The sequence below is a fragment of the Tautonia plasticadhaerens genome (assembly GCF_007752535.1).
GTDB classification, from domain to species: Bacteria; Planctomycetota; Planctomycetia; order Isosphaerales; family Isosphaeraceae; genus Tautonia; species Tautonia plasticadhaerens.
Map to the genome: position 1 here is coordinate 6,498,277 of NZ_CP036426.1, position 17,347 is coordinate 6,515,623.

General features: G+C 70.4%; 7 protein-coding genes. All 7 read left to right on the forward strand.

The window, feature by feature from the left end; genetic code table 11:
- The first annotated feature begins 289 nt into the window (after window positions 1-289).
- The 7 genes from ElP_RS41360 (at window position 290) to ElP_RS26045 (ending at window position 17,316) form a co-directional block, all read left to right on the forward strand.
- A protein-coding gene (locus tag ElP_RS41360) for an ISAzo13 family transposase (protein WP_390834785.1) occupies window positions 290-1,500 on the forward strand; the annotation gives its coding sequence in 2 pieces (ribosomal slippage) (window positions 290-767 and window positions 767-1,500; 1,212 coding nt in all).
- A 123-nt stretch (window positions 1,501-1,623) separates the two neighbouring features.
- Window positions 1,624-9,417: an nSTAND1 domain-containing NTPase gene (locus ElP_RS26020; RefSeq protein WP_145275137.1), complete on the forward strand. Its 7,794-nt coding sequence runs from the start codon at window positions 1,624-1,626 to the stop codon at window positions 9,415-9,417.
- 216 nt (window positions 9,418-9,633) lie between these two features.
- Window positions 9,634-13,020, forward strand: a complete 3,387-nt coding sequence (locus ElP_RS26025) for an nSTAND1 domain-containing NTPase (RefSeq protein ID WP_145275140.1) — start codon at window positions 9,634-9,636, stop codon at window positions 13,018-13,020.
- Window positions 12,990-13,661 (forward strand): hypothetical protein, encoded by a 672-nt coding sequence (locus ElP_RS26030; RefSeq protein ID WP_145275143.1) that lies wholly within the window; start codon window positions 12,990-12,992, stop codon window positions 13,659-13,661. The genes ElP_RS26025 and ElP_RS26030 overlap by 31 nt, the downstream gene beginning before the upstream one ends.
- A 54-nt stretch (window positions 13,662-13,715) precedes the next feature.
- On the forward strand, window positions 13,716-14,264 hold the full coding sequence (locus ElP_RS26035; RefSeq protein ID WP_145275146.1) for a hypothetical protein: 549 nt from the start codon (window positions 13,716-13,718) through the stop codon (window positions 14,262-14,264).
- A gap of 226 nt (window positions 14,265-14,490) precedes the next feature.
- Window positions 14,491-16,482: an Ig-like domain-containing protein gene (locus tag ElP_RS26040; RefSeq protein WP_145275149.1), complete on the forward strand. Its 1,992-nt coding sequence runs from the start codon at window positions 14,491-14,493 to the stop codon at window positions 16,480-16,482.
- Window positions 16,483-16,782: 300 nt separating this feature from the next.
- Complete coding sequence (locus tag ElP_RS26045) at window positions 16,783-17,316, forward strand: hypothetical protein (RefSeq protein ID WP_145275152.1); 534 nt, start codon at window positions 16,783-16,785, stop codon at window positions 17,314-17,316.
- The last annotated feature ends 31 nt before the right edge of the window (window positions 17,317-17,347 follow it).

Genomic DNA, 17,347 nt, shown 5'->3' on the forward strand with positions numbered 1-17,347 from the left:
GGTGCCGGCGATCCGCCGGGCGTTGCAGCGGCTGCTGGCGCCGGTCAGCCGGCCGGACTGCGCGCACTGCCGGCCCTGGCTCACCCGCTCCAAGACCAAGCTAACGGAGTAGTACTAATCGTCCGGGAGAGGGGATGGCTCTGCTCCGGCGGCTACGCTCCCACCTCCGCCAGATTATGGCCTTTTGTTCACACTTCGGAAGAGGGGCGGTGCTTAGGCGGATTCTGGAAAATAATTCGTCCGCTAGATTTTTGTACAATGTCTGCCTCCCCATGCCGGAGGTAGCGTCATGGAACTGAGCCCTTTGATGTGCTCGTGGTTGATGGAAACCGCCCATTCCTTCCACGGTGCTCAACGTCGTCGGTTCATGGCCCAGACGGTCGAGGCCTTCGACCTCAGTCAACGTCAAGCGGCCACCCACCTGGGCTGGGCACGAGATACCGTGCGCAAGGGCCTCCACGAACTCCACTCCGGGATCACCTGCCTCGACAACTTCTCCGCCCGGGGACGCAAGCCCGTCGAGGCGCATCTGCCGCACCTCCTGGAGGACATCGCCGATCTGGTCCACGACCAACTCCAGGCCGATCCGACCTTCCAGACCACCCGGCTGTATTGCCGGGTGTCCGCTGCGGAAGTCCGCAAGCAGTTGATCGACCGCAAGGGCTATCCCGAGACGCAGATGCCGTCGATCACGACCATCACGGCCAAGCTGAACCGGTTGGGATTCCGACTGCGACCCGTGACCAAGTGTAAACCTCAAAAAAACCGAAGGAAACCGATGCCATATTCCAGCGATTGGACCTGGTCCATCAACGTGCCGCCCAGTCCACGGACACGCTCCGTTTGTCCCTGGATGCCAAGGCTCCGGTCCTCATCGGACCATTCTCCCGTGGGGGGAAGAGTCGGCTCGGGACCGCCGGTGTGGACCATGACTTCAAGCCGTGGGGCCGCTTGACGCCGTTCGGTCTGTTCCTCCCCGATTCCAAGGAGTTGGACCTCTATTTCACCGCCTCGAAGGTGACGAGCGACTTCATCGTGGATCGCCTGGAAGAGTGGTGGGCGGCGAACCGAGCTCGGTTCCCCCGGATCGAGCGGTTGCTGTTGGACCTGGACAACGGCCCGGAGAATCACAGCCGCCGCAGCCAGTTCGTGTATCGGTTGGTGCAGTTGGCCCAGAAGGAGCAGATCACGATCGAGTTGGCGTACTACCCTCCGTACCACAGCAAGTACAACCCGATCGAGCGTTGTTGGGGTGTGCTGGAGGTGTACTGGAACGGGGAGTTGCTGGACAGCGAGGCCGCCGTGCTCGGGTTCGCACGGAGCATGACCTACGGGGGGAAGCATCCGCAGGTCTCTCGGGTGAGTCAGACCTACTCCAGTGGGGTGTGCCGAAGCACCAAGGAGATGAAACGGTTGGAGCAGTGCCTTCAACGGCTCCCGGGCCTGGAGAAGTGGTCAGTCATCATTCCGCCCCCTAAACCGGACGAATTATTTTCTTGAAGCCGCCTTAGCCCCCGGCCAGTCTGTCAAGTCACGCTCTGACCGCAATAGGCGATTCGACCTGTAGGAGGATGGGCCGGGGTGCCGTAGCCCCTCGCTGCCCCATCGTGTGGAGCACTCGCCATGATCGGGTTCCGGCAAAGCCATGCCGTTGTTATCGGAATCGACAATTATCAGGACAACATCCCTCCACTTAGCACGGCGGTCAATGATGCCCGGCGAGTGGCGGAGGTGCTGAAGGCTACAGGGGGATACTCTGTTGATCTCTTGACCGACGCCACACTGGACCGCATTAAAACCTGTTTTGCGCGGACATTGAAGGACAATGTAAATGCTAACGACCGTCTTCTGGTCTACTTCGCCGGCCACGGTTTGATCCTCGTCGGTGACGATGGGCCGGCCGGCTACTTAGTCCCGCAAGATGCGCGGCGGGAGGCTCACGAGACCTTCCTGCCGATGACCGAGCTGAACGGGTATCTGGAGGAGTTTCCCTGCCGCCATCTCCTGCTGGTCCTGGACTGCTGTTTCGCCGGGGCGTTTCGCTGGTCGACCACCCGGGACCTCAGGCCGTTGCCGGAAATCATCCACCGCGAGCGGTACGACCGATATATCCGGGACCGGGCCTGGCAGGTCCTCACCTCGGCCGCCTACGATCAAAAGGCGCTGGACTATTTCGCCGGCCGGGAGGCCGACGAGCGGGGCCATTCCCCGTTCGCGGCGGCCCTGATCTCGGCCTTGGAGGGGGAGCCGGAGGCGCTCGAGTACCTCCCGCTGGCACGCCGCCACGGGGTCGTCACCGCGACGGAGCTGTACCTCTATCTCCGCGAGCGAGTCGAGGTCGGCGATGACCTGTTCGGCCACCGCCAGACCCCCGGGTACTGGCCGCTGCAGAAGCACGACAAAGGGGAGTACATCCACCTCGTCCCCGGCCACCCGTTGAACCTCCCGCCGGCGCCTCCCCTGGACGAGGCGAACAATCCCTGGCGCGGCCTGCAATCCTACAATGAGGAGCATGCCCCGCTGTTCTTCGGCCGTTCGAAGTTCGTCGCCGACTTGGTCGAGTGGGTGGAGGCGAATCCCCTGACGGTCGTGCTGGGCGCCTCGGGCACGGGGAAGTCGAGCATCGTCAAGGCCGGGCTGCTCCCGTCACTCCGCTCGCAAGGAACCGGCTCCTGGAGCATCCTGCCTCCGCTGCGGCCGGGCCGGTCACCGCTGGCGACCCTGGCCGCGCTGGTGCTGCCCGGCGAGTCGACCGACCCCAATGCCGTTGTCGCGCGGCTGCTCGCCGCCGACCCCGACGCCCTCGCCCGCCGCGTGGCTGCCTGGTGCGCCTCGACCCAGGCCCCGACGGGCTCGCTGGAAGCAGGGCGGCTGCTCCTGGTGGTCGACCAGTTCGAGGAGCTGGTGACCGACTGCTGGGATGCCGACGAGCGTGCGATGTTCCAGGTCCAGCTCGAGCGTGCGCTGGCGGACTGCCCCGACCGGTTTCGGGTCGTACTCACGCTCCGCTCGGATTTCGAGCCCCAGTTCGCCGACGCCGCCCTGGAGCGACGCTGGCAGGAGTCCCAGGTCGTCGTTCCGGTGATGACGCTCGACGAGTACCGCGAGGCGGTCGAGGGCCCGGCGTCGGCCCGGGTGCTGAGCTTCCGGGGGAAGGCCGGCTCCCAGGCCTTCATCGACCGGCTGATCGGCGACGTGGCCAACACGCCCGGCGTCCTGCCTCTGCTGTCCTTCACGCTCAGCGAGCTGTACCGCCGCTACCTCGGGCGGGGCTCCGACGACCGCACGCTGTCGGAGGAGGACTACGACGACCTGGGAGGGGTTGGGGGCTCCCTGCGCCACCGGGCGGAGGAGGTCTATCGGGACCTCCCCAGCGACGAGCACAGGGAGGTCATGCGTCGGGTGATGATGCGGATGATTTCCGTGGAGGGGGGGGAGCTGGCCCGGCGTCGCGTCCCGGATCGTGAGCTGAGCTATCTCGACCCCGAGGAGAGCGCCCGGGTCGGCGAGGTCATCGCCGGCCTCACCGCGGCCCGGCTTGTCGTCGAGGGCAAGGAGGCAGACGACGAGACCTACGTCGAGCCGGCCCACGACGAGTTGGTCCGGGGCTGGGACCGGCTCCTTGCCTGGAGTAGGGAGGGGCGCGAGCAGTTCGACCTGAGGCGCCTGCTGACGCCCGCGGCCTTCGACTGGAGCCGGGGCCAGGGGGGCACCTGGCACGCCAACCCGAGGCTCGACCTCGTCCGGGACGCCGACTGGACCAATCGGGTCGAATCCGAGTTCGTTTTGGCGAGCCTCGACCGGCGTCGGAAGAACCGGCTGACCCTGGTGGCCTCGATCGCGTCGGCGTTCGTCGTCCTCTCGCTCATCACGGTGTTCGCCCTGGGCCAGCGCCGCAGCGCCCTGCGCAACGAGGCGCAGGCCAATCAGGCGCGCGGCCGCTCGGAAGGCCGCCTCTACAACGCGAACCTCCGACTGGTCGAGGAGATCGGCGGGAGGAACCCCCGGCTCGCCCTGGACTACCTCGGCGACCCGGCTAAGAGCCCGCCCGCCCGCCGGGAATTCACCTGGAGATATATCCACAATAGATTTCGTTTCCCCGCCTCCATCGTCTTCCACGAGCCGGACGGCTCGGTCCGCTCACTCGACCTCTCCGAGGACTGGACGACCGCGGTGACCGCCCACTTCGACGGCGAGGTTACGCTTTGGGACGTCGCCTCGGGCGAGGAACGCCTCCGATGGACGGCGCACGGGGGGGCCGTGCTCGCCGCCCGCCTGTCCGCCGACGGCCGTCGGCTGGCGACCGCGGGCGACGACGGCACGGTTGCCTTTTGGGACGCCCGGGACGGCCGACGTGTGGGGGGGGCCGTCCGGCCCGGCGTCCTGGAGGGGCCCGATGAGGTCGCAAAATCCGCCGAGCTGGCGATCTCGTCCGACGGCCGGAGGGCGGCATCGATGATGGGGCCCTTCGGCGATTCGGTCCGCCTCTGGGACGTCGACCGCGGGGCCCTGGTCGCCGACCTCCCGTTCAGCGAGGTCGGAGACCTGGAGTTCTCGCCCGACTCGAGGACCCTGGCCGCCGGCGGGGTCATCCACCAGGACGGCGATCGGACCGGGCTGGTCCGGACCTGGGACGCCGATTCGGGCGAGGTGCGCCGATCGATCCGGATCGAGGGCCAGGAGGTCAGGGTCCTCGCCTTCACCCGGGACGGTCGCCGGCTCCTGTTGGCTACGTCCGCGGGGATGCAAGTCCGGGACGCCATGACTGGGCGATTCGAGGGGGCCGTCGCGGCACACTCCGAAGCGATCAGCGGGCTGTCCTGTTCGCCCGACGGCCGCTGGTTCGCCTCGGCGGGCGATGACGAGACGATCCGGATCTGGGACCTCGATACGAAGGCCGTGGTCGCCACGCTCCTGGCCGGGCGGGGCAACGACCTGCTCCGCTTCTCACCCGACGGCCGGTCGATCGCCGCGTCGTCGACCGAGTCGTTCATGAGGCACGAGCAGCTCGGGATGATCGCCCGATGGGACATCGCGGCGCCCACCGGGCAGAACCGGCTCGACAGCCCGCCCCCGGTCGGTGCCATCGCCTTCTCGCCCTCCGACCCGAGGTATGTCTACGCCGCCGGGCAGGTGCTGTCCCTGTGGGATTCCCGGGAGGGGCAGGAGGTGCATCGGCTCGGCTCGACGGCGACGACGCTCGCCTTCGTCCCGTCCCCCCGAGGGGACGGCCTCGCCTCAGCCGGCGACGACGGCAAGGTCCGGATCTGGCGGCTGCCGCGATTCGTCGAGCTCGACCTCCCCGATTTCGGCACGCCGGAATCCGCGCTCTCGCCGGACGGGCGCCGGCTGGCCCTGGCCGCCGTCGGCGTGGTACGCGTCATCAACCTCGGGGACGGGGCGGTGGTTCACGAGTACCGCCCCGGGCTTGACTCCGTCCGCCGCCTCGCCTTCGACCGGACGGGGGAGGTCCTCGCGATCGTAGGGGACCGGCGGGGCAAGGCGTCTTCAGGCCCCTTCGACGCTCCCCCCCGGGCGCCGGCGGATAGGGAGGCCTCCGGGGGCACCGGCACGCGGCTGATCGTCCGCGACTTGGCTGGGGCAGAGGACCGATTCGACGTCCACATCATCCCGGAATACCCGGAGGCAGTGGCGTTCTCGGGGGACGGGACCCGGATCGCCCTCGGCGGAGGGCTCATGGGGGGCCTGGAGGACGAGGACTTCAAGGTCCATGTCATCGACGCCCGCTCCGGGGCCCGGGTCGCCGGCCCGCTCTTCGGCCATGAGGGCGGCATCGGCGACCTGGTCTTCTCGCCCGTCGACCCGGACCTCCTGATCAGCGCCAACGGGTCGAACATTGAGGACGAGCAGCCCCGGGAGATCATCGTCTGGGACGTGGCGGCCGGCCAGGAGGTCGGCCGGATCGAGGGGGAGCACGTCGGCGCGTCGATTGAGTGCCTGGCGATCTCCCGGGACGGGACGCTGCTGGCGTCGGTGGACATGGACGGCCGGCTGATCGTCTGGGATCTCGAGCGGCTCGAGGCAATCCTCGGCACCACCTACCGGGGAGGGATGCCCACATGTCTGACCTTCTCGGACGACAGGTCGACCCTGGTGACCGGGGTCTATGGCGAGGCCATCCGGGGGATCGCCTTGGACGTCGCGAGCGGCTCGATCGAAGGGCGATACCAGGTTTCGGGCGGGGGGTTCGAGTCCCAGGGCAACCATTGCAGCGCGGACGGCTCGGTCCTGGTATCGATCGAGCAGGACCGGGGCGGGGCGATCGTCTGGGACCGCGGCCCGACCGACCGGCCGACCGAGTTGGAGGGGCACGAGGGGCCGGTCCTCGCCGTCGCGTACTCCGGCGACGGGGCCCGGGTCGCTTCGGCGGGGAGCGACGGGGCGATCCGCCTCTGGGACGCGGGCTCCGGCGCCCCGGTCGCGACGTTTCCCGGCGACGAGGGGCCGCTGACCGCCGTCGCGTTGTCGGCCGATGGCAGGGCCGTCGTATCGGGTGCGGAAGGCGGCCGGGTCACGCTCCGGGAGGCCGAGCGGGGAGAGGTCGTCAGGACCCTCGACGAGCATCGGGGGGCGGTCACCAGCCTGGAGTTCACCCGGGACGGCCGGGGACTGGTGTCGGCGGGGCTCGACGGGCGAGCGATCCTGCACCAGATGGAAGGGGCGGCGGAGCCGCGGGAATTCCGGGGCTTCGCCGGGTCCATCCACGCGGCTCGGCCCTCGCCCGACGGACGGTTGCTGGCGACTGCGAACGACGACGGCACCATCCGGGTCTGGGGGCTCGACGACGGCGGGGTCCGAGAGGTGTTCGACGGGTACGGGGGGGCCGCGCTGGCTGTGGCCTTCTCGGACGACGGGGAGTGGCTGGCCTCCGTCGACTCCCGGGGGGGCGTCCGGCTCTGGCGGACGTCGAGCTGGAGCGAGGCCGGGTTCTCAGCGATCTCCTCCCGGGTGACGTGGCCCTTGCTCGATACGTTCCTCGGCCTATCCGAGTCCGACCCGATAGTCGCCACCAAGGCGGGAGGCGTCGTCTCGGCATGGGACGCCCGGGACGGGGCGTACCTGGGCTCGACCCCAGGGCTGTCGACCTCCAACCGCTCGGACGCCCTGGCCGACAACGGGTCATTAGTCGTGTCGGCGCAGCCCGATCGGACGCTCCGCCTCTGGGATCCGCGCCGCGATCGCCAGCTCCGCTCGCTCGAGGGCCACGAGGACGACATCACCAGTGTCGCGATCGGCCCCGACTCCCGGACGATCGCGTCGGGGGACACCGGCGGGACTATCCTGCTCTGGGACGCGAACGGGGCCGGAGCTCCGGAGATCCTGGGGCGGGAACGGGGCATGATCGCCGACCTCCGATTCACGCCCGACGGCTCGACGCTCGCTTCCCTCGCTCTCTCGGAATTCGGGGCGATGGTCAGGCTGTGGGACGTCGCCGGGCGTCGGGAGCGCTGGGCGATCGACTCGTTCGTCCAGGGCCATCCCACCGAGATGGAGGTCACAGCCGACGGCCGTCACCTCATCATCCGGGAGGGCGACCTCGGCAACTGGGCATTCACCGGGGAGTCGGGCAGGATCGAGGTCTGGAACCTCTCGAGACGGGAACGGACCTCGGAGATCCTCCCCTGGGCGGGCCCCTTCACCTCCCTCGCGGTGGCCCGGGACGGATCGATGATCGCGACATCCTCGGCGCTGAACAGCCGGACCGACAGCGAGCTGTCGATCCACGAGCTGTCGACGGGGCGTCGCCTGTTCGCGACCCGGAGGAACGCACCTCCTGCCATGGCCCTCGGCTTTACCCCCGACGGGAGCACCCTGGCCGTCCCCACGAGGCTCGGGCCGGTCGAGCTGTGGGACGTCGCACTGGGGGAGATCCGGACGACCCTGACCGGCCACGACACGACCCCCGGCAAGTTCGCCTTCAGCCCGGACGGGGAGCGGCTGTTCTCCGCCGACGCCGGGGGGGAAATCCGCGCCTGGCAAGCCCCGAGGACGGGCGCCCGGGACACCATCGACCTCGGGAAGTTTGTATTCGACTTCGCCGTCGTGCCCGCCCTCGGTTCGCTGGCCATCCCCTCGGGACGCTCGATCGTGTTCCTGGACGAGGCCGGAGGCGCCGTCCGGGAGCCGCTCGACACCCGACTCCCGGGGCCGATCTCGGCCCTGGAGGGCTCGCCGGATGGCACCTATCTGGCGGCCGTCGGTTGGGACGAGCTCGTCCTGCTAGACGGCGAGACGGCCGAGCCGCTGGCCCACCTCCGGAGCCGGCCCCCGTCTCTTCCCCCCGGGGAGGGAGCGGCGGCGATGGACGAGTTCGAGCAGCTCGGCCCCGAGGGCCGGCCCGATTCGTCCTTCGTCGACCTCGCCTTCTCCGAGGACGAGCGCCTGCTGGCCGCGGTCACTGGGGATGATCGCGTACTCGTGTGGGAACTGCCCGGGGCGGAGCTGCTCGCCGAATTCCCGGCGCGTCGGGCGGAGGAGGAGGAGCAGTACAACAACAGCGTCTTGGTCGATATCAAGGCGATCACCTTCCTTGGCGAGGGGCCGGTGCTCGCGGTGATCGGCGACAACGGGATTAACGTCGAGTTGTTCGAGATTCCCTCGGGCCGCAGCCTTCGCCAGCTCAAGGGACACTTCCTGCCCGTTATGTGCCTGGCGACGGTGCCGGGGAGGCCATTCCTGGTCTCCGGGGGGTATGACACGCTGGTCCGGGTCTGGGACGTCGCACACCCTGGAGATCCCTTGACGCTCTCGGGCCACACAGCCCCAATCGTCGCCCTCGCGGTCACCCCCGACGGCGAGTTCATCGCATCTGGCGACGAGGCGGGATGGATCCGCCTCTGGGAGCGGGAGACCGGGGAGGTGGTGGCCACCCTCGGGGAGCATGCCGAGGTCGTCACATCGCTGGAATTCATCGACGAGGCACGCTTCGCCTCCACTGATGCTCAAGGCCGATTGAAGATCTGGACGGGCTACCTCCCCAAGCCAACCCGGGATTCGGCCGGCCGTCGAACGATGCATCCGGGGATCCCCATCGGCCTCGCGGTCGCGTGGTTGATCTATTGCCTCGTCCTGGTGGATTGGTCCTGGGCGCGACATCTCCTCCGACCACCCGGGGCGTGGGTCATCGCGCTATTGTTCCTGATTTCTTGGGCGACCGCGGCGGTCTTCATGGCCCGCGAAGGCTTCCCGAGTGGCTCTGGTTCGCGGCCCACCGTCGACGGTTGGATCATCCTGCTGGTGCCGCTCATCGTCCTCCTAACCTACGCGGCGGCCCGGATCCAGCTCATCCTCGCCGATCGGGCTCTCTCTCTCCCCCAAGACGGCTCGCGATGGGCTTCTTCGGCCCGGGGCTGGGTTCAGCTATTGAGGGCGTATCCCCCGGGTTCGCCCCGTTGAGCTTGCGGAGCGTTGCACAGATCACCTGGTGACGTCTCACGAATCTCAGGAATCTCGTCACAACAAGTTGTCCGATTGTTGATGTGAGATAGCCGCCCCCGGCTATCCTAAGGGTCAGGATAGCCGGGGGCGGCTGTCCCACATCGGACAGGTTCTCGTGGCGAGCAATCTCGGTCACGTTCGGAATCCAGGGAGCTGCACCGGCTTGGGGGCTCGATGCGACAGTACTTCCGCAACGGTTGGGGATTGGTTATCGGCGTCGACCGCTATTCGGCGCCTATCCGCCCGCTCTCGAACGCGGTCCGGGACGCGGAGGCGATCGCCGCCGAGCTCCGGAACCATCACGGCTTCGACCGCCTGGAGCTCTGGCGGAATGACGAGGCGACCCGCGGCCGGCTCGAGGACCACCTGTCGGGGCTTGCGACGGGCGGGCAGATCGGGCCCGACGACCGGATGCTCCTATACTTCGCCGGCCACGGCGTGAGCCTCCGGGCCGACCGCGACCAACCCGCCGGCCGCATCCTCCTGGCCGACGCCGACGCGGGAGACACCGACACCTTCTTCGACATGAGGACGCTGCACCGGCTGCTCCAACAGCTCCCGGGCCGCCACCTGCTCGTCGTCCTCGACTGCTGCTTCGCGGGCACGTTCCGGTTCGGGGCGAGGGACCTGATCCCGGCCCGGCGCGAGCCGCTGGCCCGCGAGTGGTTCCGGGGGCTGATCGAGGAGAGGGCCTGCCAGCTCCTGGTATCGACGGCCCACGACCAGCCGGCCATCGACACGATCGGCGGTGAGCCGATCGCCGACCGCGACCGCTGGGACCCCCTCTCCGACCACCGATCGGCCGAGGCGGGCCGCCACTCCCCCTTCGCCAACTCCCTGCTGCGCGCCCTCCGGGGCGAGGCCGACCTGAACGGCGACGGCGTCATCACCTCGAACGAGCTGGTCGCGTTCCTGGAGGCCGAGGTCGCCCGGATCGCTGGCGGCCAGCTCCCGCAGCTCTGGCCCCTGCCGCGGCACGGCAACGGCCAGTTCCTCTTCTTCGACCCCTCCGGGTCGTTCTTCGAGGAGGCCCTGAGGCCGGTCGCCGAGCTCGTCCGCCACACCAACCCCTTCCTCGGCGAGCGGGCCTTCGAGGAGGGGGACGACGCCGTCTTCTTCGGCCGCGACCAGGAGGTCGAGCGCCTGGCAAACCAGGTGGGCACCAACGGGGTCGTCCTGCTGACCGGCCCTTCCGGCTCGGGCAAGACCAGCCTCCTCCGCGCCGGCCTGATCCCCGAGTTCCTCCAACGGCCGTACTGGCACGTAGTCGCCCCGGACTCGAGAGGGCTGCGGTCGAGCCGGGACCTCTCCATCGCCCTCGCAGGGGCGCTGCCCGGCGACGGCGAGCCGGCGGGCGAGGCCGAGGGGCGTCCCGATCCGCCGGCCGACCCGGCCGAGGTGCTCCGCCGCTGGCTGGAGCGGCACGCCGACCGACGTCTCTTCCTGATCCTCGACGACCCCCGCCCGTCGACCGACGCGGAGGCGGAGCCCCTGCGGGCCTCGCTCGATCGCCTCGCGGCGCTGCCGGCCCGCTTCCGGGACCGCTTCCGGCTGGTGCTCGCCCATCGCGAAGATCGGCCGTCGCCGCTGGGGACGGCCGCGGTGGACCCGGCCCGCTTCGAGCTGGCCCAGCCCCCCGGCACGTCGATCCAGCAGATCATGCGGCGGTCACTGGAGCATGCCGCGCTGTTCGCCGAGCCGCCGTCGCTGATCGACGACTTGGGCGACCGCCTCGCGATGGCGCCGGGGGGCCTGGCGGCCTGCTCGATCACCATGCGCGACCTCTGCGAGCGGACCCTCTCCCGGCAGCCCTCCGACCGCCACGTCCGGGCGGGCGAGGGCGGGGCGAGCGGGGCGATCGAGGCCAGCCTGTCGCGCCTGGCCGAGGACGCCTTCGCCGAACTCTGCCCGCCGGGGACCGGGGAGGAAACCGCCCTGAGGCTGCGGCACGCGCTCCTCCGCCTGGTCGTCCCGGTCGATGGCGGCTTCGACGCCCGCGAGGCGTCGGCGGCCGAGTTCGAGCCGAGGGCGGGCGAGGGTGAGGCGACAACGCGACGGGTCATCGCCACCCTCGTCGATCGTCGCCTCCTGGTCCGCCGCCGCTCGCCGACCGGGCGGGGGTCCTCCATGGCGATGGCCCATGGGGGGCTCATCCGATGGGGACGGCTCGCCACCTGGGCCGAGCAGGCCCGCGACTCCGGCGACTTCGCCCTCCGCGACGTGCTCCGGAGCGGCCTGGAGACGTGGAAGGCCACCGGGCGCGCCTCGCTCTCCGCCCCGGACCGCAGCCGGATCGAGCGGCGACTCCGGGGCGGTGACGACTGGTTCAGCCGGGAGGAATGGCGGTTCATCGATGCGTCCCGACGCCAGCGGCGGCTCTTCCTGGGGACGCTCGCGGCCGGGGCGACGGCGGGCCTGATGTCGATCCCGGCCGTGCAGCTCGGCTCGGTGCATCTCGACGTGGCCGGCCCGCCGCCCCAGGCGGTCCTGCTCCGCCGGGGCCGTCGCTGGCTCGACTGGCTGCCGGGCCCGCTCGGCCCGTCGGTGCGCTTCGACACGGGGCTCACCGCGGCGGAGTTCGCCCCCGAGCGACGCGAGGAGATCGAGGTAGGCGCCTTCCGCGGCGGTTCGCATGACGAGGAGCTGCTCGGCCGGGTCCGGCCCCACTTGCTCCCCGCGGCCCGCGTCCGCATCCTGTGCATGATCGCCGACTGGTCGGGCCTCCGCTCGGCCGCCTTCGACGCCTGGTCCGGGCAGCCCGACGAAGAACGGGAGGACGTCGCAGGCGAGATCGACCGTCGATCAGCGGCCCTCCCCCCCGCGGCCTTCGGGCACCTCATCGACGCGTTCGAGCAGTCCGGGCCCGAGGTCCAGGCCGCCGGCCTCCGCGCCATGAGCCGATCCGAGGGCCCGATCGCCCGCCGGGTCGCGAGGGTCGCGCTGGGCCTGCTCAACGCCGCGGACCCCGATGGCGACGCGATCTCCGAGGACGCCAGGATCGAGGCGGTCCACGCCCTCGAAGCGATCGGCCTCCGGGGCGAGGTCGACCCGATCCCCAGCCTCGTCGAGGCGTTGAAGGGCGAGGACGGGCTCCTGGCCTCCGAGAGCATCGGGACGCTGTCTCGCCTGGCCCCTCCCCTGCAATCCAGGCTCGTCGATCGCCTCGCCCCGCTGCTGGAATCCAGGGATTCGGACCTGACGCACTCTGCGCTCCTAGCTCTCGGCGGCGCCCAGGCCGGGGCCCTCCGGCCGATCGTCCCGACGCTGGAAGGGCTCCTCGACCACGACACCTGGTTTGTCTCCCAGGAGGCCGCCCTGGTGCTGACAGGGGTCGGACTGGGTGATCACCGACGGCTTGGCGAGTTCGCCCGGTCCTGGCTGGGCGAGGATGACCCGACCAATCGGGCCCGGGTCATCCAGGCCTTGACGATGCTGTCCCGCCTCCCGCCGGATCAATCCCTCCCCGCCTTCAAGCGGCTCTCCGAGCTGACGGGTGCCGAGGACCCGGAGATCGCCGCGAGGGACGTGGAATGCCTGGTTCGGCTCGGGGGGCGCAGGTAGTCAATGTCCAGGCCGCTCTCGCCTCCCAGCTCGGCCAGCTGAGGTTCCGCATCACCAATCCCGACTTCGAGGGGTTCGGGTTCGAACTCGGTCCACAACCCTTGCAGCAGCTCCCGTCGAACGAGGCCGAGAACCGGGCGCTGACGATCCTCCTGCAGCTCGTCGACCTGGACGCAATCGGGGAGGAACTGGCCGAGGAGCTGGATCAATGGCTGGCGAACGAGGTCCAGGAGCTTCGTTATGCCGCCGCCATTTCCCGCGTGCTGCTGACCTGCCGGGGCTCGGACGGCCCGGAAGACGTCGAGGCCATTTGGGCCCTTGCCCGGGACGGCCGCCGGGAGGTCCGGGAGGCGATGGCCCACGGACTTCGTGCCGTCGACCCTCGATTCACCGAACGTGCCGTCGGGGTGCTCCTGGACCTTGCCGCCCTCGACAATGCCGGGGGGGAGTTCGTCGTCCGACGCGAGGCGATCCTCTCGCTGGCCCGGATTGGCGGGGCCCGGCTCGACCGCTCCATCGCCCTGCTCCGGGGCTACCTCTCCTCCCGGAACTTCATTGACTTCCAGCAATGGTTCGCGGCGATCGAGGCGCTCGTCGTGCTCGCGGAGGGGCATCCCGAAGACGCGTTCCCCGCCATCTGACGCCTCCTGGACGGCGATGAGGACCGGCGTCGCTCGTCGATCATCGGCCTCGCGGTGCTCGCCGGGAGGTCCGAGCTGCCTGCGGACCTGATCGCCGCCCTCGGTGCGGCCCTCGTCGACCCCGATCCCGGCATCCGCCGCGCGACCTGGATCACGCTCCAGGAAGCCTGGCTCAGGTGGGCCCGGGCCGGCGGTGCGGGCGTGGGGGCGACCCTCCTCAGGGCGATGGCCGGGGACCGTTCCCGGCTGGACGCCCGCCATCGTCGGCCGATCGTGGTCGCCCTGGCGCGGTGGCACCGCATGGGCCGACCGGGGCCAGGGGTCGCCCCGCTCGACCCGCGAGCGATCGCGGAGCACGCGTCCCTCGAGGCCGCGCTCGTCCGCCTGAGGGAAGGCCCCGAGACCCCTCCCTGGCTCCGCGACGCGGCGTTCCAGGTCGGCATGCTGTCCGACGTGCTCGGCGGCGAAGAGGCCGGGAGCCGCTGGGTCTCCGGCGATTGGGCCGATCCGCACCTCCGCTGGCAGTCGATCGAGGCGGCCGTCGAGGGTCGGATCGGGATCTTCGACGGGGTCGATCCCGCCGAGATCGTCCCCGCCCCATGACCCGCATCGGCGACCGCCCGCCCCCCCGAGATCCGGACGGGCCGGTCGTGCCGGCCCGATGGCCTGGCTCGGGTGCGGAGGTCGTCCCGAGGCGCGGGGCGATCGAGCCCCGCCCCCGATCGGCCTGCCCCGCCGCGATGTGATAGATTCGAGCGACGGCTCGATCTCGACCTGCGCGAATGCGCCTCGACACGTCTCGCCCGAACCGAGCGCAAGGATGGTGATCATGGAGAGCGACACGCCCCGATCGACTCGACGCCGCCGTCCCGGCGGCCCCGGCCGGGTCCGACCCGCGTTCGAGCGGCTGGAGCGTCGCGAGCTGTTCGCGGTCGAGGTCCTCGGGATCTCCGCGATTGAGGGGGTCGAATTGACCCTGCCGGTCGCCACCTTCCAGCCGGGCGACGTGCAAGGGACGGTCGATCAGCTCCGCGCCGTGATCCGGTGGGGAGACGGCCAGGCCTCCCCCGGCCGCATCGCGAGATCGGGCACCCCCGGGGAGATCGCGGTCATCGGGGACCACGTCTACGCGGTGCAGGGCCAGTACCCCGTCGCCGTGACGGTCCTCGGCGCCGGGATGAGCCAGGCGAGCGGGAGGGGGTCGGCGACGGTCGAGGATGCCCCCCTGGTGGCGACCGGGACGGCGATCACGCCGGTGGTCGGCCGGCCGTTCGACGGGGTGGTCGCCTCGTTCGTCGACGCCTACCCGGGCCTCGACGCCGGGGCGTATCTCGCCACGATCGCCTGGGGCGACGGCACGACCTCGGCCGGGACGATCGCGGCGGCCCCGGCCGGGGGCTTCAACGTCCTGGGGGCCCACACCTATGACGCGATGGGGCCGAACCAGGCGGTCGTGACCGTGACCCGGTCGCTGGACGGCCAGTCCGACGACGCGACGACGTCGGTCGTCGTGGTGGAGCCGGCCCTGACGGCATTCGGGACGACGATCACGCCGGTCGTCGACCAGTTGTTCTCGGGGGTCGTCGCCCGCTTCGACGACGCCGGGGCCGCGGCCGACCCGGGCGAGTTCGTCGCCACGATCGCCTGGGGGGACGGCGCGACCTCGACCGGCCAGGTCGTCGCCGAGCCGTCGGGCCAGTATGCGGTCATCGGGGCCCACACCTATGAGACGACCGGCGCCTTCGACGTGACCGTCACGATCGCCAGGGCCGCGACCGGCCAGTCCGACCAGGCCATGACCGATGCCGTGGTGGTCGAGCGCGGCCTCACGGCCCAGGGGACCACGATCACCCCCCTCGCCGGCCGGCCGTTCGAAGGGATCGTGGCCTCGTTCGTGGCCGTGCCGCCCGCCTCGGCCGGGGAGTTCACGGCGACGATCGCCTGGGGCGACGGCACGACCTCGGCAGGGAGGATCGCGGCGGCCCCGGAGCCGGGCCGGTTCCTCGTCGTCGGGTCGCACACCTACCCGTCTCCGGGTGCCGCGGACGTGGTCGTGACGGTCGCCCGGTCCGCCTCGAACCAAATGGCCACGGCGACGACGAACGCCGTCATCAGCGTCGCCATGCGGGCGTTCTCCGGGGCCCTTGACCCGCTCAGCGACTCCGGGAGGCCTGGCGACAACATCACCTTCATCAACGAGCCGGTCCTCCGGGGGACGGGCGAGCCCTTCTCGATCGTCCAGCTCTTCGCCCGCCCCGAGGGCCTGTCCGATCGGTTCCCGATCGGGGATACGCTGGTCGCCCAGGACGGCACCTGGACCCTCGTCGCCGGCCCGCTGCCGGACGGCGCCTACGTCCTCTCGGCGACCGTCCTGCCCACGGAGGGCTTCCCGATGGAGGTCCTCCCCCTGCTCCCCGGCGGCCCCCTGGTCATCGACACCCTGAGGCCCCGCGTCGTCGGGCTGACGCCGACGGACCGCCGGTCGGGGCGCCTGGCCGTGAGCTTCCGGGATGAGTCCAGCGGGATGGAGGTCGGCACACTCCTGGACCCGGCCCACTACGCGATGCTCGGCGCCCCGCCTTGGCGGGCCTTCCCCGCCGGGATCGCCTTGAGGCCGACGGCCGCCGTCCTCCCGACCGACCCGGTGGTCATCGACATCGACCCCGGCCCCGGCAGGAGACGGTCGCTCGGCCTCCGGATCGTCCCGGGCGGGATCACCGACGTGGCCGGGAACCCGCTCGACGGCCCGTCGCACGGCGGCCCCGTGGTCGTCTCACTCGGCGCGTTCGGGCCGAGGCGACGTCCGAGGAGGGCCTGGTGACGTCGTGAGGGGCCCCGACCTCTCCCCTCCCTCCGCCCTCAGGCTGCCCGCATGCGGGTCCGACGGTCCCGATTCTGACGACCCAAGGGCGATCGGACCGCCCGATCGAGCCCCTCGCCCTGGAATGAAGGGCGTCTCCCGGCCGAAAAGAGTCCGCGTGGGGTCGTGTAGGCGAGGCGATCCCGAATTCGAGTTGCCCGGGATCCAGCGGCCCGAACGATCCAAGGAGGGATTGCCATGAGGACGCGCCGGCAGTTTCGGCCAGACAGCCTCGACCACGCTCTCGAGCCCAGACAGCTGATGAGCGTCGGCCCGCGGTTCTCCGCATCTGCCCTCTCGAGGCTCCCCGACGCCTACGTCCGGCGTACCGGAGGGGCGCAGCGGATCGTCGATCAGGTAGACGAGGCCTTCGACTCGTTCAGCAAGGACTATCTTGAGGCCCAGCGCGTGTACGTCGCCTCCGAGGGCCAAGAGCAGCTCTTTCGGGTCTTCACAAGTCAGCGGATCACCCTGCTTTCCCAGGACCTGACCCGGGCCCTGTCCCACGTACCCGGCAGCCTGGAGCGGCTCGAGCGGAAGGACCAGCGGAAGGAACTCGGCGTGGATACCCCCCTCCAGGCGTTCCTGATCCGCCGGATCGTGGGGCGTAACGGCGATGGCAACGACGGTAGCCTGTCGTCCATCCTGAGGTCCGACACCGTCATCCCTCCCGCCGGGACCACGGGCCCGGAGCTGAGCCTCTACACGCTCACGGCGACCAACGCCATCGAGTCCGCCCGGACCACTACCATCAACGCCGCCCGGTTCTTGGTCGGTGGCCGTTTCCGTAAGTGAGGCGGCCGGCTAAGAGTCGCCTCCCCCGCAC

Bases quoted from the DNA above. Each gene is read 5' to 3' on its own strand.
- ElP_RS26020 (WP_145275137.1), top strand. From the start codon at position 1,624: ATGATCGGGTTCCGGCAAAGCCATGCCGTTGTTATCGGAATCGACAAT.
- ElP_RS26025 (WP_145275140.1), top strand. From the start codon at position 9,634: ATGCGACAGTACTTCCGCAACGGTTGGGGATTGGTTATCGGCGTCGAC.
- ElP_RS26030 (WP_145275143.1), top strand. From the start codon at position 12,990: ATGCCTGGTTCGGCTCGGGGGGCGCAGGTAGTCAATGTCCAGGCCGCT.
- ElP_RS26040 (WP_145275149.1), top strand. From the start codon at position 14,491: ATGGAGAGCGACACGCCCCGATCGACTCGACGCCGCCGTCCCGGCGGC.
- ElP_RS26045 (WP_145275152.1), top strand. From the start codon at position 16,783: ATGAGCGTCGGCCCGCGGTTCTCCGCATCTGCCCTCTCGAGGCTCCCC.